This window comes from Streptococcus koreensis (genome assembly GCF_003627135.1).
In the GTDB taxonomy this organism is placed as follows: domain Bacteria; phylum Bacillota; class Bacilli; order Lactobacillales; family Streptococcaceae; genus Streptococcus; species Streptococcus ilei.
Window position 1 is genome coordinate 1,561,286 of sequence record NZ_CP032620.1, and the last position, 19,641, is coordinate 1,580,926.

Annotated in this window: 22 protein-coding genes and 1 riboswitch; of the genes, 21 read left to right on the plus strand and 1 reads right to left on the minus strand. The window is 42.6% G+C overall.

The genetic code is table 11. The features are described 5' to 3' along the window. Positions 1 to 91 precede the first annotated feature (91 nt). The 12 genes from efeO to D7D50_RS07855 all read left to right on the plus strand — a co-directional run bounded on the left by efeO (position 92) and on the right by D7D50_RS07855 (position 11,090). Positions 92 to 961 carry an iron uptake system protein EfeO gene (efeO, locus tag D7D50_RS07805; protein WP_048691249.1) on the plus strand — a complete coding sequence of 290 codons (870 nt, stop codon included), beginning with the start codon at positions 92 to 94 and terminating at the stop codon, positions 959 to 961. Between the two features lie 2 nt (positions 962 to 963). Next, positions 964 to 2,172 (plus strand): iron uptake transporter deferrochelatase/peroxidase subunit, encoded by a 1,209-nt coding sequence (gene efeB / locus D7D50_RS07810; RefSeq protein WP_120701922.1) that lies wholly within the window; start codon positions 964 to 966, stop codon positions 2,170 to 2,172. Next, the gene (locus D7D50_RS07815; protein WP_120701923.1) at positions 2,150 to 3,832 is read left to right on the plus strand and encodes an FTR1 family iron permease; all 1,683 of its coding nucleotides are present in this window, start codon (positions 2,150 to 2,152) and stop codon (positions 3,830 to 3,832) included. The genes efeB and D7D50_RS07815 overlap by 23 nt, the downstream gene beginning before the upstream one ends. Then, positions 3,822 to 4,541, plus strand: coding sequence for a twin-arginine translocase subunit TatC (tatC, locus tag D7D50_RS07820; RefSeq protein WP_120701924.1), 720 nt, complete (start codon positions 3,822 to 3,824; stop codon positions 4,539 to 4,541). The genes D7D50_RS07815 and tatC overlap by 11 nt, the downstream gene beginning before the upstream one ends. 2 nt (positions 4,542 to 4,543) lie before the next feature. Continuing rightward, positions 4,544 to 4,744: a Sec-independent protein translocase subunit TatA/TatB gene (locus D7D50_RS07825; protein WP_120701925.1), complete on the plus strand. Its 201-nt coding sequence runs from the start codon at positions 4,544 to 4,546 to the stop codon at positions 4,742 to 4,744. A gap of 251 nt (positions 4,745 to 4,995) precedes the next feature. Continuing rightward, positions 4,996 to 5,121, plus strand: coding sequence for a hypothetical protein (locus D7D50_RS10345; RefSeq protein WP_023023285.1), 126 nt, complete (start codon positions 4,996 to 4,998; stop codon positions 5,119 to 5,121). Positions 5,122 to 5,178: 57 nt separating this feature from the next. Beyond that, complete coding sequence (locus tag D7D50_RS07830; RefSeq protein WP_120701926.1) at positions 5,179 to 5,739, plus strand: sugar O-acetyltransferase; 561 nt, start codon at positions 5,179 to 5,181, stop codon at positions 5,737 to 5,739. 41 nt (positions 5,740 to 5,780) lie between these two features. Further along, positions 5,781 to 6,458, plus strand: coding sequence for an alpha/beta hydrolase (locus D7D50_RS07835; protein ID WP_227877727.1), 678 nt, complete (start codon positions 5,781 to 5,783; stop codon positions 6,456 to 6,458). Positions 6,459 to 6,637: 179 nt separating this feature from the next. Then, positions 6,638 to 7,621 (plus strand): GMP reductase, encoded by a 984-nt coding sequence (guaC, locus tag D7D50_RS07840; RefSeq protein ID WP_061563986.1) that lies wholly within the window; start codon positions 6,638 to 6,640, stop codon positions 7,619 to 7,621. Then, positions 7,614 to 7,709, plus strand: a riboswitch (purine riboswitch). Its footprint overlaps the gene before it by 8 nt. 74 nt (positions 7,710 to 7,783) lie before the next feature. Further along, positions 7,784 to 8,365, plus strand: a complete 582-nt coding sequence (locus D7D50_RS07845) for a xanthine phosphoribosyltransferase (RefSeq protein ID WP_120701928.1) — start codon at positions 7,784 to 7,786, stop codon at positions 8,363 to 8,365. Then, complete coding sequence (locus D7D50_RS07850; RefSeq protein ID WP_120701929.1) at positions 8,365 to 9,627, plus strand: nucleobase:cation symporter-2 family protein; 1,263 nt, start codon at positions 8,365 to 8,367, stop codon at positions 9,625 to 9,627. Before D7D50_RS07845 ends, D7D50_RS07850 begins: the two co-directional genes overlap by 1 nt. A 116-nt stretch (positions 9,628 to 9,743) precedes the next feature. Beyond that, positions 9,744 to 11,090: an MATE family efflux transporter gene (locus tag D7D50_RS07855; protein ID WP_120701930.1), complete on the plus strand. Its 1,347-nt coding sequence runs from the start codon at positions 9,744 to 9,746 to the stop codon at positions 11,088 to 11,090. 37 nt (positions 11,091 to 11,127) lie between these two features. Here D7D50_RS07855 and D7D50_RS07860 read toward each other — a convergent pair whose 3' ends face one another. Then, positions 11,128 to 11,310: a 4-oxalocrotonate tautomerase gene (locus D7D50_RS07860; protein WP_120701931.1), complete on the minus strand. Its 183-nt coding sequence runs from the start codon at positions 11,308 to 11,310 to the stop codon at positions 11,128 to 11,130. A 443-nt stretch (positions 11,311 to 11,753) separates the two neighbouring features. Between D7D50_RS07860 and D7D50_RS07865 the strand changes: the two genes are divergently transcribed. The 9 genes from D7D50_RS07865 to D7D50_RS07910 all read left to right on the plus strand — a co-directional run bounded on the left by D7D50_RS07865 (position 11,754) and on the right by D7D50_RS07910 (position 19,504). After that, the gene (locus D7D50_RS07865) at positions 11,754 to 12,335 is read left to right on the plus strand and encodes a thymidine kinase (protein WP_023023272.1); all 582 of its coding nucleotides are present in this window, start codon (positions 11,754 to 11,756) and stop codon (positions 12,333 to 12,335) included. A 15-nt stretch (positions 12,336 to 12,350) separates the two neighbouring features. Continuing rightward, the gene (prfA, locus tag D7D50_RS07870; RefSeq protein ID WP_120701932.1) at positions 12,351 to 13,430 is read left to right on the plus strand and encodes a peptide chain release factor 1; all 1,080 of its coding nucleotides are present in this window, start codon (positions 12,351 to 12,353) and stop codon (positions 13,428 to 13,430) included. Beyond that, positions 13,430 to 14,266 carry a peptide chain release factor N(5)-glutamine methyltransferase gene (gene prmC / locus D7D50_RS07875; RefSeq protein ID WP_120701933.1) on the plus strand — a complete coding sequence of 279 codons (837 nt, stop codon included), beginning with the start codon at positions 13,430 to 13,432 and terminating at the stop codon, positions 14,264 to 14,266. The genes prfA and prmC overlap by 1 nt, the downstream gene beginning before the upstream one ends. After that, entirely contained in the window at positions 14,253 to 14,852 is a 600-nt protein-coding gene (locus D7D50_RS07880; RefSeq protein ID WP_120701934.1) for an L-threonylcarbamoyladenylate synthase, read from the plus strand. The genes prmC and D7D50_RS07880 overlap by 14 nt, the downstream gene beginning before the upstream one ends. A 1-nt stretch (position 14,853) precedes the next feature. Further along, a complete protein-coding gene (locus D7D50_RS07885; protein ID WP_120701935.1) occupies positions 14,854 to 15,285 on the plus strand; it encodes a GNAT family N-acetyltransferase in 432 nt (143 codons plus the stop codon). A gap of 11 nt (positions 15,286 to 15,296) precedes the next feature. Then, positions 15,297 to 16,553 carry a serine hydroxymethyltransferase gene (gene glyA / locus D7D50_RS07890; RefSeq protein ID WP_120701936.1) on the plus strand — a complete coding sequence of 419 codons (1,257 nt, stop codon included), beginning with the start codon at positions 15,297 to 15,299 and terminating at the stop codon, positions 16,551 to 16,553. Positions 16,554 to 16,561: 8 nt separating this feature from the next. Continuing rightward, positions 16,562 to 17,536: a nucleoid-associated protein gene (locus D7D50_RS07895; RefSeq protein ID WP_023023264.1), complete on the plus strand. Its 975-nt coding sequence runs from the start codon at positions 16,562 to 16,564 to the stop codon at positions 17,534 to 17,536. Continuing rightward, a complete protein-coding gene (locus tag D7D50_RS07900) occupies positions 17,536 to 18,138 on the plus strand; it encodes a lysozyme family protein (RefSeq protein ID WP_120701937.1) in 603 nt (200 codons plus the stop codon). Before D7D50_RS07895 ends, D7D50_RS07900 begins: the two co-directional genes overlap by 1 nt. A gap of 346 nt (positions 18,139 to 18,484) precedes the next feature. Further along, positions 18,485 to 19,504, plus strand: coding sequence for a DUF1002 domain-containing protein (locus tag D7D50_RS07910; protein ID WP_120701938.1), 1,020 nt, complete (start codon positions 18,485 to 18,487; stop codon positions 19,502 to 19,504). Positions 19,505 to 19,641: the final 137 nt, after the last annotated feature.

Consider the following 19,641-nt stretch of genomic DNA (forward strand, 5'->3'; position numbering starts at 1 on the left):
CATTTTATTAAAGTTTTCTGACAATTGTTGAAAAATGAGAAAATCTTTGCTATAATAGACCACGTAAAAAAAGTATCCAGGAGAAATTCTCATGAAAAAACTTGCAGTAGCACTCTTATCAGTCGCTTTATTAGCAGGCTGTGCCAATACATCTTCAAAAAATACAACTACAAATAGTTCCTCTTCGACAGTAAAATTGTCTAAAGAGGACCAAAAAGCCTTGGACCAGGCGACAAGTGAATACAAGGAGTTTGTGCAAGGACAAATTGATCAGTTGTTAAAAGATACAGAGGAATTTCAAAGAGTCCTCAAAAGTGGTGATTTAGAAGAAGCTAAGAAGGTCTATCCTTTGATTCGGATGTCTTATGAACGCTCTGAACCAATTGCTGAAAGCTTTGGGGAGTCTGATGTCAAGATTGACTTCCGTTTGGTTGACTATGTCGATGAAAACAAATCAGAAGAAGGATGGTCAGGCTTCCACCGTATCGAACGCATCCTCTGGGAACAAAATACAACCGAAGGCACTGAAAAATATGCGGAGCAATTGGTAAATGATATCAAAGAGTTGAAAGCTAAGATTGCGACAGTAGAAGTGACGCCAGATTTGATGTTGACAGGTGCGGTTGACCTCTTAAATGAAGTGGCGACACAAAAGATCACTGGGGAAGAAGAAATTTTCTCTCATACAGATCTCTATGACTTCCGGGCCAATATCGAAGGGGCTGAGAAGATTTTTGCACTCTTCAAACCTCTCATTGAGAAAAAGGATGCCAAACTAGTGAAAACCCTTGAAACAGAATTCAAGGCGGTGAATGACTTGTTAGACAAACATATGACTGATGATTCCAACTATAAATCATATACAGACCTAACAGAAGAAGATACCAAAGAACTAGCAGAAGCAGTTACAAAATTGGGAGAACCACTCTCTCAAATGGGAATCATTTTAAACGGTAAATAACAATGACAAAAGACGAAAAATTTTTTGAAAAGAAGATGGATCGTCGCGAATTTCTGAAAAAAGCAGGTATTGGGGGAGCAGGCTTAGCACTTGGTCTATCCAGTGCTTCTGCTTTTTTCGCTAATAAGGAGCAAGGCTCCAAAAATATCGCAGACGGTCAAGAAGAAATTAGCTTTTACGGCAAGCATCAGGCTGGAATTACCACCCCCATGCAGAAGAATATCTATTTTGTGGTGCTCGATCTCCGGACGAGAGATAAAAACGAATTGATTCAGTTGTTTAAAGACTGGACAGATTATAGCCAGAAATTAGTCAATGGAGAACTGGTCAAAAAAGATGGATCCAACGCTCTCTTGCCTCCAAGTGATACTGGGGAAACAGTCGGACTAAATCCTTACCGCCTCACCCTAACCTTTGGTGTTTCGGCTAGCTTTTTGACCAAACTAGGCCTTGAAAAGAAACGTCCCAAACTCTTCCGGGATCTGCCAGCTTTTCCTAAGGAACAGTTGAGAGAGCAGTATACGGGTGGTGATATCGTTATCCAAGCATGTGCAGATGATGAGCAGGTGGCCTTTCATGCTGTCCGCAATCTGATTCGTAAAGGACGCAATAAGGTGACCATGAAGTGGAGCCAATCAGGATTTGCTGCTATTGGGGATCGCATGGAAACGCCCCGGAACCTCTTTGGCTTCAAAGATGGAACTGCCAATGTCACGACAGAGAAAGATTTCGATAAGGTCGTCTGGGCTGATAGTCAAGACTGGATGAAAAACGGCTCTTACATGGCTGTCCGCCGGATTATCATGCATTTAGAGACCTGGGATCGTACCAACCTGCAGGAGCAAGAAAACACTTTTGGACGCTATAAAGAAAGTGGCGCACCATTTGGAAAGAAAAACGAGTTTGACGAAGTGGACCTCTCCCTTTTACCAGTTGACTCACATGTCCGTTTGGCTAAAGAAGTGGATCTGCCAATTTTGCGACGCTCTTATTCATACTCTGATGGGATTGATCCGAAAACGGGGCAGTTTGATGCAGGATTGCTATTTATTGCCTTTCAAAAGGATCCAGACCGCTTTGTGAAAATCCAAACCAATCTTGGGGCAGACGATAAGATGAATGAATATGTAACCCATATTGGCAGTGGCCTCTTTGCCTGCTTCGGAGGTGTGAAGGAAGGAGGGTACATTGGTCAAGACTTATTTGAATAAATTGTTAGTCGTCCTAGTAGCCTGTCTCTTTTTCATCGTGACTCCTGTTCAGGCCGAATCCTATAGTGATCTCTTTATCAAAATCACTGATGCAACGACAGCAGTTCGGGATAAGGACCAAGAAAAGGCTCACACTCTGGTCGCAGAGATAAAAGAGGAGTTTCTAAAGAAGGCCAATCATGATTCCAAGGCAGGAAAAGAAGTCCAGAAGAGTCTGGACTTGAAAGGAGAGATCACAGAAAAGCAGTTGGTGACCGTCTCCACTTCCTTGCTAGCCTTTGAAAAAGAGCGAAATCCAGTCGATCTGGATGCTGAAAAAGAGAAACTAGAAACTCGCTTGCAACCTTACTTTGAGAAGCTTCAAGAGGCGATCACAGCAAAGGATCTCCAAGCAACACGTAAGGCCTACGCTGATTTAAACAATACCTGGACCCGGAATGAAGCAGTTGTCAGAGATCATAGTACCGCTTATTACGGAAAGGTAGAAACAGCTATCTCCTTCTTGAGAAGTGCGATCGAAACAGAGCCTACAAACTTTGACTTCATCCAATCTTCTTACGATGACCTAAAGAATGTGCTGGATCAATTTATCAGTGGGGAAAAGATCGAAGAAACATCCACCAATCTGACCCTTTCAGACGGGATTAAGCTCCTCAAGAAAGCTCTTGGTCTCTTCCAAGCCAATGACACTAGCCAGGCTAGTCAAGTGATGAAAGAGTTCATTACCATTTGGCCAACGATAGAAGGGGACGTCAGCACGACCAATCCAGCCCTCTATACCCGAGTGGAAAGCCAAAGTCCAGTCATTATGGTCAAGGGGAATGAAAGCAAGTACCAAAAACAACTGGAAGCTCTGATTAGTGATCTGTCTGCTATAGATACCACCGCCTCTTATTCGGCGGTTGACGCTATGTTGATCCTCTTACGCGAGGGAGTCGAAGCACTATTGATTGTCATGGCTTTGGTGACAGTTCTCAAGTCAGCTAAATTGATCAAAGGCTTGAAATGGGTCTATGCAGGTGCCCTTCTGGGGATCCTGGCCAGTGCCGCCATTGCAGTTGCTCTTCAATTCTTATTCCCAGCTGTTACTTCAGCTTCCAACCGTGAAGTGATCGAAGGAGCAGTAGGGATCATCGCAGTAGGGATGATGATTGTCATTGGGATTTGGCTGCATCGCAAGTCCTCTGTTCAAAAATGGAACCAATTCATGGAGACGCAGATGAAGGCTGTGACTGCAACTGGAAGTTTCATTTCGATGTTTGCTCTCAGTTTCTTAGCTGTCTTCCGAGAGGGAGCTGAGACCATTCTTTTCTATGTAGGGATCCTCCCTCGTATTCGTTCCTTTGATTTCTTCCTAGGGATCGGCTTAGCTCTTGCAGTTTTAGCCATTCTTGCCATTCTCATGACCAAGGCAAGTCATCTGGTCAAGCCACATAAGATTTTCTTCCTCTTGACTTGGTTGATCTATGCCCTGGCCTTTAAGATGCTAGGGGTGAGCCTACACGCGCTCCAATTAACCAATATGCTTCCCAACCATATCTTGAGTAATTTCCCAACCATTGATTGGGCAGGGATTTACCCAAGCTGGGAAGTGGTAGCTTGTCAGATGCTGTTTATCTTTATAATTGTGATTGTGACGGTGAAGCAGCATGAAAAATGAAGATAGAAGGCTCACGATTGTAGAGCATTTAAGCGAGTTTAGACGGCGCTTCATCGCTTGCATCCTTTGTTTTTTCCTTGTCTTTTGTGGAGCCCTATTGTTTTCTGATCAGCTTTATGCCTACTTGACAGCTGGCTTTCGGGAAAAACTCTTGGTCCTTGGACCTAACGATATTTTAAGCATCTACCTGCAATTGGCAGGTTTAATGGCTTTTACCATCACCTTGCCCTTCACTCTATTTCAAGTCTGGCAATTTGTAAAGCCAGCCTTGAGAAAAGGAGAAGCAGGAGCTATTCTGCTATATGTGCCAGCCAGTTTGATTTGTTTCTTACTAGGCTTATTCTTCGGCTATTATCTGGTAAGTCCGGCTATCTTAGAGGTCCTCTTGAAGTTGGGACAAGGCCAGTTTACTATCCAGTTAACGGCACAGAACTATTTGACCTTCGTCTTTCATACAACCGTTCCTCTGGGTGTCTTGTTTGAATTGCCGGTCCTTGTAGCCTTTTTGACCTCGATTCATATCTTAACACCAGACTGGTTAAGGCGCTATCGCCGAATAGCCTACTTTCTATTGCTGGTACTAGCCGTCATCCTGACCCCTGCTGATTTTATCAGTGATCTAGCAATGACTGTGCCTCTTATCTTGCTCTATGAAGTGAGCCTGGGCATCAGTCGCATCATCTATAACCGTATACAAAAAAGGAGATAAATATGGGAATTTTACGTGATATTGGTGCACCAGGTCTGATTATTATCATACTGGGAGCCCTCTTAATCTTTGGACCAAAGCGTTTGCCAGAGTTAGGACACTCACTTGGAAAAATGTTATCTGAATTCAAGTCGGCCGTCAACAATGGTGCCGCTGAAATAGAAGAGGATAAAGACAGGACCGATAAAAAAGAAGAAAAATAGCTTTCCTTTCATGATATTTTCTGACAGAACGATTATGTCTTCTTTCATTTTCCATAATAGCAAAAGCAGGAGGATAGAGTTAAAACGATATCTGAGCAAGAATCCTGCTTTTTGTTATTTTTGAACAGTCTGAAAATTTTTGTAAATTACAAATTGAAAACAAATCAAAAAATGATAGCGTTTTCCTTGAATCTTTAATAGGCCAGGAGTATAATGGAGGGTGGAAAAAGTACATTAAAAAGGAGTGTGTCATGATGATCATTAGTGTGATTTTTGCTGTAGCTTACTTCTTGCTGGTTGCCCTTGTTGCGGCTCTTGTTTTCCGAGCGATAGGAAAAATATTTGAGCTCTTCGATGGTTACCTGATGTACCATTAAGAGATAAACAAGCCCACTCACTATGAGTGGTTTTTTACTATTAGACGGGAGATGACTATGAAAACTGAATATGAAAAGATGATTGCTGGTGAGTTCTACAGTCCCATGGATCCAGAATTGAGGAGGTTGGCGCAAGAAGCTCGGACCAAGCAATTTGTCTTTAACCAAGAAGCAGATGGCGTGAAACGAAGCCAAATCATAAAAAGTTGGTTCGGGTCCACTGGGGAAAATCTTTCCCTACACCCTTTTTTGGCTTGTGATTATGGAGTGAATATCCACTTGGGAGAGAACTTTTATGCCAACTGGAACCTAACCATGCTAGATGTATGCCCGATTAGGATTGGGAAGAACGCCATGATCGGTCCCAATTGTCAATTTCTCACTCCTCTTCATCCCCTGGATCCACACGAACGAAATGCAGGAAAAGAATATGGTGCTCCAATAACGATTGGAGATAACTTCTGGGCAGGTGGAGGAGTCATCATTCTTCCAGGTGTTACCCTAGGCGATAATGTCGTCGTCGGAGCAGGAGCTGTGGTGACAAAATCCTTTGGGGATAATGTAGTCTTAGCAGGTAATCCGGCCAGAATCATCAAGGAAATAGAGGTGAAAGGATGAGGTTTTACTTTATCGGAGGACTTGGAAGTAACGAGAATCATATGACCGAATTTGCTCACTGTTTTCCATTTCCCATCACGTATCTAGACCCCTATAAGGTGAACCTGGAATCTCCTAAAGATATAGAAGATTGGTTTGAAGCCCATGCGGATACTAATGAAAATACTTGTATCATAGCCCATTCACTAGGTGGAGATTTGGCTCGCTACCTAGCATCGAAAATACCACAAATGACCCACCTGGTTCTCCTTGACGGTGGCTATCTTGACATGGACCAGATCCTACCACTAGAGCAGGAACTAGAAGAGACACTCGCCTATCTGAAGCAACAGGTATTTTCATCTCTAGAGGAAGCAATTGCGAGTGAACTTGGAGATAGGGACAATCCTTCGCCAGCGACGATAAAGGCCATCCAATCCAGTTATCACTGGAATTCTGATCTCCATCATTATGAACTGGATTTAGATCCACAAGCTGTTCTTTCTTTGCTGAGACTCAGACGTGATCTCCGATCTTTTCAAGCTCCATTAACAGATACCAAGACCTTATTTATCGGTCCTAACTACGAAGAAGAGCCCGTTTGGAGAGCTCAAGCCCTTGAGACATTAGATCCCTCTATCAAGAAGGTACTCTTAAAGGATCTCGGTCATGATTTTTATACAGCAGTTCCTAAGCTTGTCAGCAAAGAAATCATCAATTGGATTGGCGTTTGTTCATAAATAACTCATATATAGAAGTTGTTCTAAATAATCGTCTAGTAATTTCCGAACATTAATTATATAATCAGCATTCTAATTGAATCGACTCCGTATCTTTGTTATAATCTTGAATGGAAACGTCGGAAGGCGTAGTGATGACCTATCACGATTTAAAATTTAGAAACGAGATTTCAATCCGTATGTTAAACGAATTTCCAATCTTTGATTACGAAGATATTCAATTAATCCCTAACAAGTGCATTATCAAAAGTCGTGCAGAAGCTGACACCACAGTTCAGTTTGGTAAGCACACTTTCAAGTTGCCAGTCGTACCTGCTAACATGCAGACCATCCTAGATGAGGACGTAGCTGAGCAACTGGCTAAAGGGGGATATTTTTACATTATGCACCGCTTTGACGAAGCTGGTCGAATCCCTTTTATCAAACGCATGCACGATCAAGGTTTAATTGCTTCTATCTCAGTTGGAGTAAAAGACTATGAGTACGACTTTGTGACTCAACTCAAGGACGATGCGCCTGAATACATCACCATCGATATCGCTCACGGTCACTCAGATAGTGTGATCCAAATGATCCAGCATATCAAGAAGGAGTTGCCAGATACCTTTGTCATCGCAGGAAATGTCGGAACACCAGAGGCCGTTCGTGAGTTGGAAAACGCTGGAGCAGATGCTACTAAGGTCGGGATCGGACCTGGTAAGGTCTGCATTACCAAAGTGAAGACTGGATTTGGTACTGGCGGATGGCAGTTAGCTGCTCTTCGTTGGTGTTCAAAAGCAGCTCGCAAGCCGATTATTGCAGATGGTGGAATTCGGACCCATGGAGATATTGCGAAATCCATTCGTTTTGGTGCCAGCATGGTCATGATTGGCTCACTCTTTGCAGGTCATATTGAAAGCCCAGGGAAGACTGTTGAAGTCGATGGGGAGGCCTTTAAAGAGTATTATGGATCTGCTTCCGAGTACCAAAAAGGGGCCTATAAGAATGTTGAAGGTAAGAAAATCCTTCTACCAGCCAAAGGTCATCTGCAAGATACCTTGACAGAGATGGAGCAAGACTTGCAAAGTTCTATTTCCTATGCTGGAGGTCGCAAGGTTGCTGATCTGAAGCATGTCGATTATGTCATCGTAAAGAACTCAATCTGGAATGGTGACTCTCATTAAAACTACAACTACTTATTTATCTTGCGAATTGGCGCAAGGTCTCTACAAGGTGCCGGAACACCTAACAATAAGTAAGTCTAAGATTGATACAGGGACTCCTGTATTCACTAGAGGCTTACTTGGTAAGTCTCTATTTTTGTTCCAAAGTGTTTAGGAGAAAACATGAAATTATTAGAAGAACGTATTTTAAAAGACGGAAATGTCTTGGGAGAGAATATCCTTAAGGTTGATTCCTTCTTGACCCACCAAGTGGATTACCAGCTGATGAAAGAGATTGGTAAGGCATTTGCGAATCGCTTTAAAGATGCTGGACTGACTAAAGTTGTCACCATTGAGGCTTCCGGAATCGCTCCTGCCCTCTATGTCGCAGAAGCTTTAGAACTTCCTATGATCTTCGCTAAAAAAGCAAAGAATATTACGATGAATGAAGGGATTTTGACAGCAGAAGTCTATTCCTTTACCAAGCAAGTGACCAGTACCGTTTCCATTGCTGGCAAGTTTTTATCACCAGATGATCGCATCTTGATCATCGATGACTTTCTAGCAAATGGCCAAGCAGCTAAAGGCTTGATCCAGATTATCGAACAAGCTGGGGCACGTGTAGAAGCAGTTGGCATCGTCATTGAAAAATCCTTCCAAGAAGGCCGTGGACTGTTAGAAGAACTCGGCTACCCAGTTGTATCCCTAGCTCGTTTGGACCGTTTTGAAAATGGTCAAGTTGTATTCAAGGAGGCAGACATCTAATGCAAAAGCAAGAAAACCATTCACAGGCAGCCATTCTAGGCTTGCAGCACCTATTGGCCATGTATTCGGGTTCTATTTTAGTGCCAATCATGATTGCGGGTGCTTTGGGCTATAATGCCCACCAACTAACCTATCTGATCTCTACAGATATCTTTATGTGTGGGGTAGCCACCTTCCTGCAATTGCAGTTAAACAAACATTTCGGGATTGGTCTACCGGTCGTCCTCGGGGTGGCCTTCCAGTCTGTGGCACCTCTTAGCATGATTGGGGCTAGCCATGGTAGTGGGGCTATGTTTGGTGCCTTGATTGTTTCAGGGATTTACGTCGTTCTGGTCTCAGGATTCTTCTCTAAAATCGCCAACCTCTTCCCATCTATTGTGACAGGATCTGTCATTACCACAATCGGTTTGACCTTGATTCCAGTTGCGATTGGGAACATGGGAAACAATGCAGCAGAACCAACGGTTCAAAGTTTGTTTTTGGCCGTGATTACCATTCTCATCATTCTCGTGGTTAATATCTATACGACAGGCTTTATCAAATCCATCTCTATTTTGATTGGGTTGATCGTTGGGACAGCTATTGCAGCTTCTATGGGCTTGGTGGACTTCACGCCCGTGGATCAGGCCCCTATTCTTCATGTTCCAACACCGTTCTTCTTTGGAGCTCCTAAGTTTGAAATCACCTCAATCGTTATGATGTGTATCATCGCAACTGTTTCAATGGTGGAATCGACTGGTGTTTATCTTGCACTTTCGGATATTACAAAAGATCCAATTGATAGCACGCGCCTCCGTAATGGCTACCGCGCTGAAGGGTTGGCCGTACTTCTCGGTGGTATCTTCAATACCTTCCCTTACACTGGATTCTCACAAAACGTAGGCTTGGTGAAATTGTCTGGTATCAAGACTCGTCTTCCAATCTACTATGCAGCTGGTTTCCTCGTTCTCCTTGGTCTCCTTCCTAAGTTTGGAGCTTTGGCACAAATCATTCCAAGTCCAGTACTTGGTGGAGCCATGCTGGTTATGTTTGGTTTTGTATCTATTCAGGGGATGCAGATTCTGGCTCGTGTCGATTTTGAACACAATGAGCACAATTTCCTCATCGCGGCTGTATCGATAGCAGCAGGAGTCGGTTTGAACAATAGTACTCTCTTTAACGGCCTTCCAAGTGCATTTAAAATGTTCTTTGCAAATGGAATTGTCGTTGCAAGCGTCTTGGCAATCATTTTGAACGCCATCTTGAACCGCAACAAAAAGTAATCTTAAAGAACTGAGGATCAGTTTGATCTTCAGTTCTTTATTTTTTTGACATTTAAGGTGACATATAGTAGAGTGGTAAGAGAAAATTTCAAATTGACAAGAAGAGAGTATCATCCGTGTATCTAACCCATCATTTTAAAGAGCGCTTGCGTTTGTTTATCAGTCTATTTATCCCTCTCCTGGTCTATCAACTAGCCAACTATTCTGCTAGTTTTGTCGATACAGCCATGACAGGACAATACAATACCTTGGACTTAGCTGGCGTGTCAACCGCCACCAGTCTTTGGAATCCCTTCTTTACCTTTTTAACCGGGATTCTATCTGCTTTAACGCCCATTATTGGTCATCACTTAGGGCAGGGGAATAAAAAAAGAATTGCTTCTGATTTCTATCAATTTATCTATCTCTCTTTCATGATGGCTGTCCTCTTGATCACTTTTGTCTTGCTGATTGCACCAATTGTTCTTAGAAAGATCGGCTTAGAAAGTGTCGTAGAGGGGATTGCAACCCATTACTTAGCCTTTCTCTCTCTAGGAATTTTGCCTCTCTTGCTCTTTAGTGTGGTCCGTTCCTTGCTAGATACATTGGGACTTACTCGTTTGTCCATGTACCTTATGTTGCTCTTATTACCTTTAAATGCTAGTTTTAACTACATGTTGATTTATGGAGCTTTTGGTCTTCCTGAGCTAGGAGGAGCAGGAGCGGGACTAGGAACATCTTTGGCCTACTGGGTCCTCCTCATCATTGCCTTTTTGATCCTTTTCAAACATCCGAAAGTAGCCATCTACCAACTATGGAAGGTTCAACCTATCAATCTCAAAGAGATGAAAGAGACGATTCGCTTGGGCTTACCGATTGGGGGGATTGTGTTTGCAGAAGTCATCATTTTCTCGGTAGTGGGCTTGCTCATGGCTAAATTCCCATCTATGACCATTGCCAGTCACCAGTCGGCCATGAATTTTTCAACTCTCATGTACGCTTTTCCAGCTAGCATCTCCAATACCATGGCTATTATTGTGTCCTACGAGATTGGGGCTGGGCGTCCCGATGTTGTACGTCAATATTGCCGGATTGGACGATGGACAGCCTTTGGGTTTGCCTTCTTTACCCTTAGCTTCCTCTATCTTTATCGCTATCAAGTAGCAGGGCTCTATGGCACTGAGCCGGAATTTATCCACCAGACAGCTATTTTCATGACCTATAGCCTACTTTTCCAAATAGCGGATACGGTCGCAGCACCGATTCAAGGGATTCTACGCGGTTACAAGGATACTACCGTTCCCTTCTTGCTCGGAGTTTTTAGCTACTGGTGTGTCTCTATTCCATTGGGGATCTTTTTAGACCATGTCACCAACCTAGGTCCGTATGCTTACTGGATTGGCTTAATTTCTAGCATTGTCGTTAGTGGTATTTGTTACCAGCTGCGTCTATGGCAGATTCAAAAGAAATACCAAGTTTCTTAAACAAAAACAACCAGAATACTATTCTGGTTGTTCTCATTTATTTAGTTCGCATCTCACCTTGAGGGAAGTAGGTTCCTTCAGGCATATCATTGATGATGACGTGAACAGCAGATTTGGGAGCACCTGTATTCCGAACAACAGCTTCGGTTACTTCCTTGGCCAAAGCTTTCTTTTGTTCCAATGTGCGTCCTTCGAATAAATCAATTCGTACAAATGGCATCGTGCCACCTCCTCTATCTATCTTAGGTCTATTTTATCATATTTTTGAATGAAAAGTAGCAGACTACTAAGATTCAAGGCATCTAATAAAAAGGTTAAAATAGATTATAAAAAATTTTTACCAATATTTAGTACTATCCACTTACATAACTTCAGGTATTATGGTATAATTAATTTGTGAGAAGTGGTCTCTCACCATGCGTTTGTCATTTTGTCAGGGAAATGATAGACGCTTTTTTTATTCTCAAATTACAAAATACTAAAAATAAGGGGAAACTGAGATGAATTTCCACTAGAGCGAACAAGAGAAATGAAACTCCATAGAGTTCAGAATCTCCTTATTAGAAGAGCAATCACCCAATGGATAAGCTTTCTATAAGTTGCCCTAATTTACTGCCCGTGTTATAATATAATGAAACACATTTTAGAGAGAATAGAAGGAAAATGGCACAATTATATTATAAATATGGGACGATGAATTCTGGTAAGACCATCGAAATTTTGAAGGTAGCCCATAATTATGAAGAGCAAGGAAAAAGCGTCGTTATCATGACCTCAGCAATCGATACGCGCGATGGATTTGGAGTTGTTTCTAGCCGGATTGGTATGAAACGGGAAGCCATTGCGATCGAAGACGATACAGACGTCTTCGGTTATATCCAAAGCCTGAAAGAGAAACCCTACTGTGTCTTGGTCGATGAAGCACAGTTTTTAAAACGACACCATGTCTATGATTTAGCTAGAGTTGTAGATGAACTAGATGTGCCGGTTATGGCTTTTGGCCTCAAAAATGATTTCCGAAATGAACTCTTTGAAGGTTCCAAACACCTCCTCTTGTTGGCAGACAAGATCGAGGAGATTAAGACCATCTGCCAATATTGTTCCCGCAAGGCGACCATGGTCTTGCGTACTCAAGCGGGTAAACCCGTCTACGATGGAGAGCAGATTCAAATCGGTGGACACGAGACCTATATCTCCGTTTGCCGCAAACATTATTTTAATCCAGACATTCACCAAGAACATTAATCTTAAGGAGACAACATGAATATCTATGATCAACTACAAGCTGTAGAAGACCGATACGAAGAGTTAGGAGAATTACTGAGTGACCCAGATGTGGTCTCTGATACCAAGCGCTTTATGGAGCTTTCAAAAGAAGAGGCTTCCACTCGTGACACGGTAACAGCTTACCGAGAATACAAACAAGTACTCCAAAATATCGTCGATGCTGAAGAAATGATCAAGGAATCAGGCGGCGATGCAGATTTGGAAGAAATGGCCAAGCAAGAGCTGAAAGATGCTAAGGCTGAAAAAGAAGAGTACGAAGAAAAACTAAAGATTTTGCTTCTTCCAAAAGATCCAAATGACGATAAGAATATTATCTTGGAAATCCGTGGAGCAGCAGGAGGGGACGAGGCCCAGTTGTTTGCTGGTGACCTCTTGCAGATGTACCAAAAATACGCGGAAAGCCAAGGCTGGCGCTTTGAAGTCATGGAAGCTTCCTACAATGGCGTTGGTGGGATCAAAGAAGTAGTAGCTATGATCTCTGGGCAATCGGTCTACTCAAAACTCAAGTATGAATCGGGTGCCCACCGGGTGCAACGCGTTCCTGTAACGGAAAGCCAAGGCCGTGTCCATACCTCCACGGCAACCGTTCTGGTCATGCCAGAAATCGAAGAAGTCGAGTACGACATTGATCCAAAAGACCTTCGGATTGACATCTACCACGCATCTGGTGCGGGAGGACAGAACGTCAACAAGGTTGCGACAGCTGTCCGTATTGTCCACTTGCCAACCAATATCAAGGTAGAGATGCAGGAAGAACGGACCCAACAGAAGAACCGTGAAAAAGCAATGAAGATCATCCGTGCCCGTGTGGCTGACCACTTTGCTCAGATCGCCCAAGACGAGCAGGATGCTGAACGGAAGTCAACTATCGGTACAGGTGATCGTTCAGAGCGGATCCGGACTTACAACTTCCCTCAAAACCGTGTGACGGATCACCGGATTGGCTTGACCCTTCAAAAACTGGATACCATCTTATCTGGTAAATTGGATGAAGTGGTCGATGCTTTGGTCTTGTATGATCAAACTCAAAAACTAGAAGAGTTGAACAAATAATGTTGTTGGGACAATTAGTAGCCCAGTATGAAGAAGCATTAATAGCCGTTGGAGAGGAAGCAGAAAGCCTCTCCTTCGCATATCGTGCTTTAAAAAATTGGACCTTTACGGACTTTGTCCTTGCTTTGCAAAAAGAAGTGGAAGCAGAGGATAAAACCTTGCTGGATTCCATCTTTGAGCAGTTGAAACATCACGTCCCTGCCCAGTATATTATTGGGAGCGCAGAATTCTGTGGTCATGTTTTTACAGTTGATGAGCGCGTGCTGATTCCTAGACCTGAAACAGAGGAACTCGTTACCCTCATTCTTGAGGAAAATAATCAGGAATCCTTACGAGTTCTGGATATCGGAACTGGAAGTGGTGCCATTGCCATTAGCTTAGCCCTTGCTAGACCTAATTGGCAGGTTCAAGCCAGTGATGTGTCAGTAAATGCCTTGGAGCTTGCTCAAGAAAATGCCCAGCAGTTAGAAGCGGTCGTGTCCTTTAAAACATCAAATGTACTGGATGAACTAGAAGGTCCTTACGATCTGATTGTTTCCAACCCTCCCTATATCTCTCGGGAAGATTTAGAAGAAGTTGGAGCCAACGTTTTAGCCTCTGAACCCCACTTAGCTCTCTTTGCGGATCGTGATGGCTATGCCATCTATGAAAAGATCGCTCAGCAGGCTCCAAGTGTTTTAACACCAGATGGAAAGATTTATCTAGAGATCGGCTATAAGCAAGGTAACAAAGTAAAAGATCTCTTTCAAAAAGCATTTCCTGACAAACGAGTTCGAGTTCTGAAAGACCAATTTGGACAAGATAGGATGGTAGTAGTAGACAATGGATCTATTTGAGAAAGAATTAGAAGCTGGTCATGCAGTTGTCTTACCGACTGAGACTGTCTATGGCCTCTTTGCAAAGGCACTGGATGAAGCAGCGGTTGATCAGGTATACGCTCTAAAGCAACGGCCTCGTGAAAAGGCTATGAACCTCAATGTTTCCAGTGAAGAAGACATTCGATTTTATTCGAAAAATCAACCACCTTATCTATCAAAACTAATTGCAACCTTTTTGCCAGGACCCTTAACCATCATTCTCGAAGCCAATGAAGAAGTACCAGCTTGGATTAATTCTGGGATGGCTACGGTTGGTTTTCGGATGCCAGCTCATCCAAAAACATTGGAATTAATTCGTAAAGCGGGTCCCTTGATTGGACCTTCTGCCAACCTCTCTGGGAAAGCTAGTGGGACCCAGTGCCAGCAAATTCTTAAAGAACTTGGTCATGGAGTGATAGGACTTGAAGACGATAGCTTTCTAACTGGACAAGATTCGACTATTTTAGACTTATCAGGCGACAAGGTGAAGATTCTACGTCAAGGAGCGATTACACGAGAAGATATCCTTACCAAGATACCTGCAATCCCTTTTGAGGAGGTATGATATGCTGCGTGCTTTAAAACCAACAGATACTGGATCTATTTATGAGATTAACAAAGAGGCTTTAGGTTATGCTTTTAGTCCAGAGGATACGGCTAGTCAACTAGCTAGATTATCTCAGGATTCACATCATTTCCTACTTGGCTATGAGGATCCAGCAAGTCATGACCTACTTGGTTATGTCCATGCAGAAGTCTACGAATCCCTCTATTCCAATGCAGGATTTAATATTTTGGCTTTAGCAGTCTTACCCCAAATGCAAGGTAAAGGAATTGGTAAAGCTTTGCTTCAAGGACTAGAACAGGAAACCGAAAAACGTGGCTACAAGTTTATACGTTTAAACTCTGCAGACCATCGTATTAGCGCTCATGCCTTCTACGAACAGGTCGGTTATACCTGTGACAAGCTACAAAAACGTTTTATAAAATTTATTTAAGGAGAAGACCTATGATTTTTGACAAAGAAGATTACAAAGCATATGATGCAGATCTATGGGATGCCATTGCGAAAGAAGAAGAGCGCCAGCAAAATAACATTGAGTTAATCGCTTCTGAAAACGTCGTCTCTAAGGCGGTTATGGCTGCCCAAGGGTCTATCCTGACCAATAAATACGCAGAAGGCTACCCAGGTCGTCGCTACTACGGAGGGACTGATGTCGTAGACGTCGTCGAAAGCCTTGCCATCGAACGCGCTAAGGAAATCTTTGGGGCTAAGTTTGCCAATGTTCAACCCCACTCAGGTAGTCAGGCCAACTGTGCTGCCTATATGGCTCTGATTGAGCCTGGAGACACTGTTATGGGAATGGATCTGGCTGCAGGTGGCCATTTGACTCACGGTGCCTCTGTGAGCTTCTCAGGGCAAACTTATAACTTTGTATCTTATAGCGTGGATCCGGAAACTGAACTCTTGGATTTTGATGCTATCTTGAAACAAGCTCAAGAAGTGAAGCCAAAGTTGATTGTGGCAGGTGCTTCAGCCTACTCTCACATCATTGATTTCTCTAAATTCCGTGAGATTGCGGATGCAGTAGGAGCTAAACTCATGGTCGATATGGCCCATATTGCTGGTTTGGTAGCGGCTGGTCTTCACCCAAGTCCAGTTCCTTATGCACATATCACGACCACGACCACTCATAAGACCCTTCGTGGACCTCGTGGTGGCTTGATCTTGACCAATGATGAAGACTTGGCTAAGAAGATCAATTCTGCTATCTTCCCTGGTATCCAAGGAGGACCACTAGAGCATGTCGTTGCTGCTAAAGCTGTTGCTTTCAAAGAAGCCCTCGATCCTGCCTTTAAAGAGTATGCAGCTAACGTGATTAAAAACAGCCAGGCTATGGCTGATGTATTCTTGCAAGATCCAGATTTCCGCGTCATTTCAGGCGGAACAGAGAACCACCTTTTCCTTGTCGATGTGACGAAAGTCGTTGAAAATGGAAAAGTGGCTCAAAATTTACTGGACGAGGTCAACATTACCCTCAACAAGAACTCCATCCCATATGAAACTCTATCACCATTTAAGACCAGTGGGATTCGGATTGGGACAGCAGCCATCACAGCCCGTGGTTTTGGGGAAAAAGAAAGTCGCACAGTTGCTGAATTGATTATCAAAGCGTTGAAAAACGCTGACAACCCAGCTGTATTAGAAGAAGTGCGTGACCAGGTCAAAGACTTGACAGATGCCTTCCCACTTTACGAGGACTAAAGCAATTTATGGACATTTATGTAAAAAAAGCCATCATTCATCAATTTAGCCCAGATGATACCGATCTCTACCTGGCGGACAAATTCCTCAATATCACACCTAAAATTGAGGAATATTTGCGCAAAAAGATTGAACGGGTATACTCCGATGAGGCCAAGACCGGTATTTTTGAAGAGGATAATCCTTTTCTTGAGATGATTTCAGATGATTTACTAGAAACTTCAGTAGTAGTTGCGAACCGCTGGAAGGAAGAATTTGTCATCTCTGAGAATCAAAAAACCAATGATTTGGTGTTTATTCAATTCTCAAAAGAAGGGGTGGACCACTTTGCCTTCCTCCGAATTGCATTACGTGAAACCTTGACACACTTAGGTGGCGAAGTGGACAATCCGATCAAACTGACTCAAAACAATCTACCTGGGTTTGGTACTGGTGCCGACGAAGCCTTGGTCATTAATCTTCAAAGCCGTAAGTACCACTTGATTGAAAAACGGATCAAGTACAACGGAACGTTCTTGAACTATTTCTCTGAGAATCTCCTCCAGGCACAACCAAAGATTTCTCCTAAAAAATCGATCAAAGAAATAGAAAAAACGGCCCAACGGATTGCTGAGAATTTCCAACAAGACGATTTTCAGTTCCAATCCAAGGTTAAATCAGCTATTTTCAACCAACTGGAAGAAGAGAATGAGCTATCTCCAGAGAAGTTAGCTAATGATTTGTTCGATAACAATTTAACAGCTCGACTCAGTTTTGTCGATCAAGTAAAAGAGTCCATTCCTGATCCTGTTCGCTTTGATGAAATAGATGCCAGTCGCCAATTAAAAAAATTTGAGAACCAAAAACTCTCCCTTTCAAACGGGATTGAGCTTTTAGTTCCTAACCATGTTTACGAAGATGCTGAATCGGTAGAGTTTATCCAGAATGAGAATGGGACCTACTCGATCCTCATCAAGAATATAGAGGACATTCAGAATAAATAATGATGAAACGAATAATGAAAATTTTCTTTTGCCTCTTGCTCGTCTTTTTCATATACAAGGGCTATCAGATACACCGGGATGTCAAGCAGGTCATGACTTATCGCACCTTAGTGCGTGAAGTACTGGCTGAGGAAGACACTGGTACCAATGAAGATCTGATCCTTGCCATGATTTATACCGAGACCAAGGGGAAGGAAGATGATGTCATGCAGGCCAGTGAAAGTGCAACAGGCCAGACAAATTCTATCACCAATAACAAAGAAAGTATTCGCCAGGGGATTCAAACGCTCTCTGAGAATCTGCGAATAGCAAAAGAGAAGGGGGTTGATCCCTGGACCGCTGTCCAAGCTTATAATTTTGGACAGGATTACATTGAATATGTAGCTAAAAATGGCGGAAAAAATACGCTAGAATTAGCCCGTCAATATTCAAAAAAAGTGGTTGCACCGAGTCTTGGAAATGTCACAGGTAAGACCTATCTTTATCTCCATCCTATCTCATTTTTACACGGCTCAGAGCTCTACGTTAATGGGGGAAATTATTATTATTCACGTCTCGTTGAAATGAATCAGTTCATCATGAAATTATTTTCTTGGTTTTAATATAAACAGCACTTTAAGAGGCTGGGACAAAAGTCCTAGCCTCTTAATTGCCTTTGGATTATCGAGCAAGATGCAGTGGTTGAGTGGGCTCTACTATGCTGATTTCATCATCTTTTAAAGCCCTACTCAACTGTGCGGAGCTGGGACGACGAAATCGAATTCTAACGAATGACCGATTTCTGTCCCACTCTCTTTTTATAGATCAAACTGTCATCTGTTTTTAAAGAAGCTGTAAGCCAGTCTTAAGATAAAAAGGGTAAACTAAAAAGGAGGCAAAGAGATAAAATCTGCTTCCTTTTTATTGTCCGATAGCGTATTAATATCCTAGAAGGAGTTAAGAAAAAGTATGAAACCAGTCAGGAAATTTATTGGAATCTTTATCGCTAGCTGGTTTGCACTTCTTGCAAGCTCTTCGACGGCATTTGCCAACTCAAGCATTCAGAAAGTTATTGATCAAAAATACAAGCAACCTGACTATGTCATCGGATCATCATTGAATGAATTCGAAGTCGAGCAAACCCTCAGTCTCTTGATGTATAACGAGGAACAAGAGAAGGAATGGAAAACCATGAACCCTTCTGCTTATACAAGTTTTAGGATCGATGAGAATGGAGATCATTCTTCCTCCGTTAAACTACAGAAACAAGCCAAAAAAGCACCAGTTAGCGTGCACATTGTCACTCCTCAAAATATAACAGAAGTAACAGCAGATATGCATCGCAATGCACTGACCACTCTTGGGCTCGAACACGCCGATATCACAATTGCCTCTCCAACAGAAGCATCAGGCCTGAGTGCCATTGCAGCGGTATCATACTCTCTTGAGCAAAATGGTAGCACCATATCTGATGAAAACAAAATACTTGCCCAAGAAGAATTATCTCTGCTTGCAGCTATCTATAAAGAAAATGCCCGTAAAAATAACTTCCATGAAGATAAACTTAATGTAGCCGTCATCGATCTTAAAATCGCAGCGCTAAAGGGAAGCAATCAAGATAAAAAGCTTGAGAAAAAAGATTTTCAAAAGCTGGTAACAAGGATTCTAGAAACTTACCAATTAAATGGCGCTATAACGGATAAACAAACCAAACAATTAGTTGATTTCACTAGCAAGCTTGCGAATAGTAAGCTAAACTCTGATAAAAACCTTGTCAAATCCTTCAAAGCTCTAAAACAGGATATCATTGAAAAGGCAGGAGATAGCTTTAATACGATTGATACCAAGCACGATACAGAGTCACTATTGAAAGAAAGCAACAATCTTCCCTTATACCCTATGATTGGACTGGGCCTCCTGATTCTCCTAGGAATCGGATTAATGTCTTATCATGTTCATCGTCATCAAACCAAGAGGAATAAACTATAAAAAGAGGCTGGGACAAAAGTCCTAGCCTCTCAATTGTCTTTGGATTGTCGATCAAGACGCAGTGGTTGAGTGGGCTCTACTACGCTGATTTCATCAGCTTTTACAGCCCTACACAACTGTGCGGAGGTGGGACAGAA

Excerpts from the sequence above, each read along its gene's own strand:
- efeO (WP_048691249.1), top strand. The coding sequence starts at position 92 with ATGAAAAAACTTGCAGTAGCACTCTTATCAGTCGCTTTATTAGCAGGC.
- efeB (WP_120701922.1), top strand. The coding sequence starts at position 964 with ATGACAAAAGACGAAAAATTTTTTGAAAAGAAGATGGATCGTCGCGAA.
- tatC (WP_120701924.1), top strand. The coding sequence starts at position 3,822 with ATGAAAAATGAAGATAGAAGGCTCACGATTGTAGAGCATTTAAGCGAG.
- D7D50_RS07825 (WP_120701925.1), top strand. The coding sequence starts at position 4,544 with ATGGGAATTTTACGTGATATTGGTGCACCAGGTCTGATTATTATCATA.
- D7D50_RS10345 (WP_023023285.1), top strand. The coding sequence starts at position 4,996 with ATGATGATCATTAGTGTGATTTTTGCTGTAGCTTACTTCTTGCTGGTT.
- D7D50_RS07830 (WP_120701926.1), top strand. The coding sequence starts at position 5,179 with ATGAAAACTGAATATGAAAAGATGATTGCTGGTGAGTTCTACAGTCCC.
- D7D50_RS07835 (WP_227877727.1), top strand. The coding sequence starts at position 5,781 with ATGACCGAATTTGCTCACTGTTTTCCATTTCCCATCACGTATCTAGAC.
- guaC (WP_061563986.1), top strand. The coding sequence starts at position 6,638 with ATGTTAAACGAATTTCCAATCTTTGATTACGAAGATATTCAATTAATC.
- D7D50_RS07845 (WP_120701928.1), top strand. The coding sequence starts at position 7,784 with ATGAAATTATTAGAAGAACGTATTTTAAAAGACGGAAATGTCTTGGGA.
- D7D50_RS07850 (WP_120701929.1), top strand. The coding sequence starts at position 8,365 with ATGCAAAAGCAAGAAAACCATTCACAGGCAGCCATTCTAGGCTTGCAG.
- D7D50_RS07860 (WP_120701931.1), bottom strand. The coding sequence starts at position 11,310 with ATGCCATTTGTACGAATTGATTTATTCGAAGGACGCACATTGGAACAA.
- D7D50_RS07865 (WP_023023272.1), top strand. The coding sequence starts at position 11,754 with ATGGCACAATTATATTATAAATATGGGACGATGAATTCTGGTAAGACC.
- prfA (WP_120701932.1), top strand. The coding sequence starts at position 12,351 with ATGAATATCTATGATCAACTACAAGCTGTAGAAGACCGATACGAAGAG.
- prmC (WP_120701933.1), top strand. The coding sequence starts at position 13,430 with ATGTTGTTGGGACAATTAGTAGCCCAGTATGAAGAAGCATTAATAGCC.
- D7D50_RS07880 (WP_120701934.1), top strand. The coding sequence starts at position 14,253 with ATGGATCTATTTGAGAAAGAATTAGAAGCTGGTCATGCAGTTGTCTTA.
- D7D50_RS07885 (WP_120701935.1), top strand. The coding sequence starts at position 14,854 with ATGCTGCGTGCTTTAAAACCAACAGATACTGGATCTATTTATGAGATT.
- glyA (WP_120701936.1), top strand. The coding sequence starts at position 15,297 with ATGATTTTTGACAAAGAAGATTACAAAGCATATGATGCAGATCTATGG.
- D7D50_RS07895 (WP_023023264.1), top strand. The coding sequence starts at position 16,562 with ATGGACATTTATGTAAAAAAAGCCATCATTCATCAATTTAGCCCAGAT.
- D7D50_RS07900 (WP_120701937.1), top strand. The coding sequence starts at position 17,536 with ATGATGAAACGAATAATGAAAATTTTCTTTTGCCTCTTGCTCGTCTTT.
- D7D50_RS07910 (WP_120701938.1), top strand. The coding sequence starts at position 18,485 with ATGAAACCAGTCAGGAAATTTATTGGAATCTTTATCGCTAGCTGGTTT.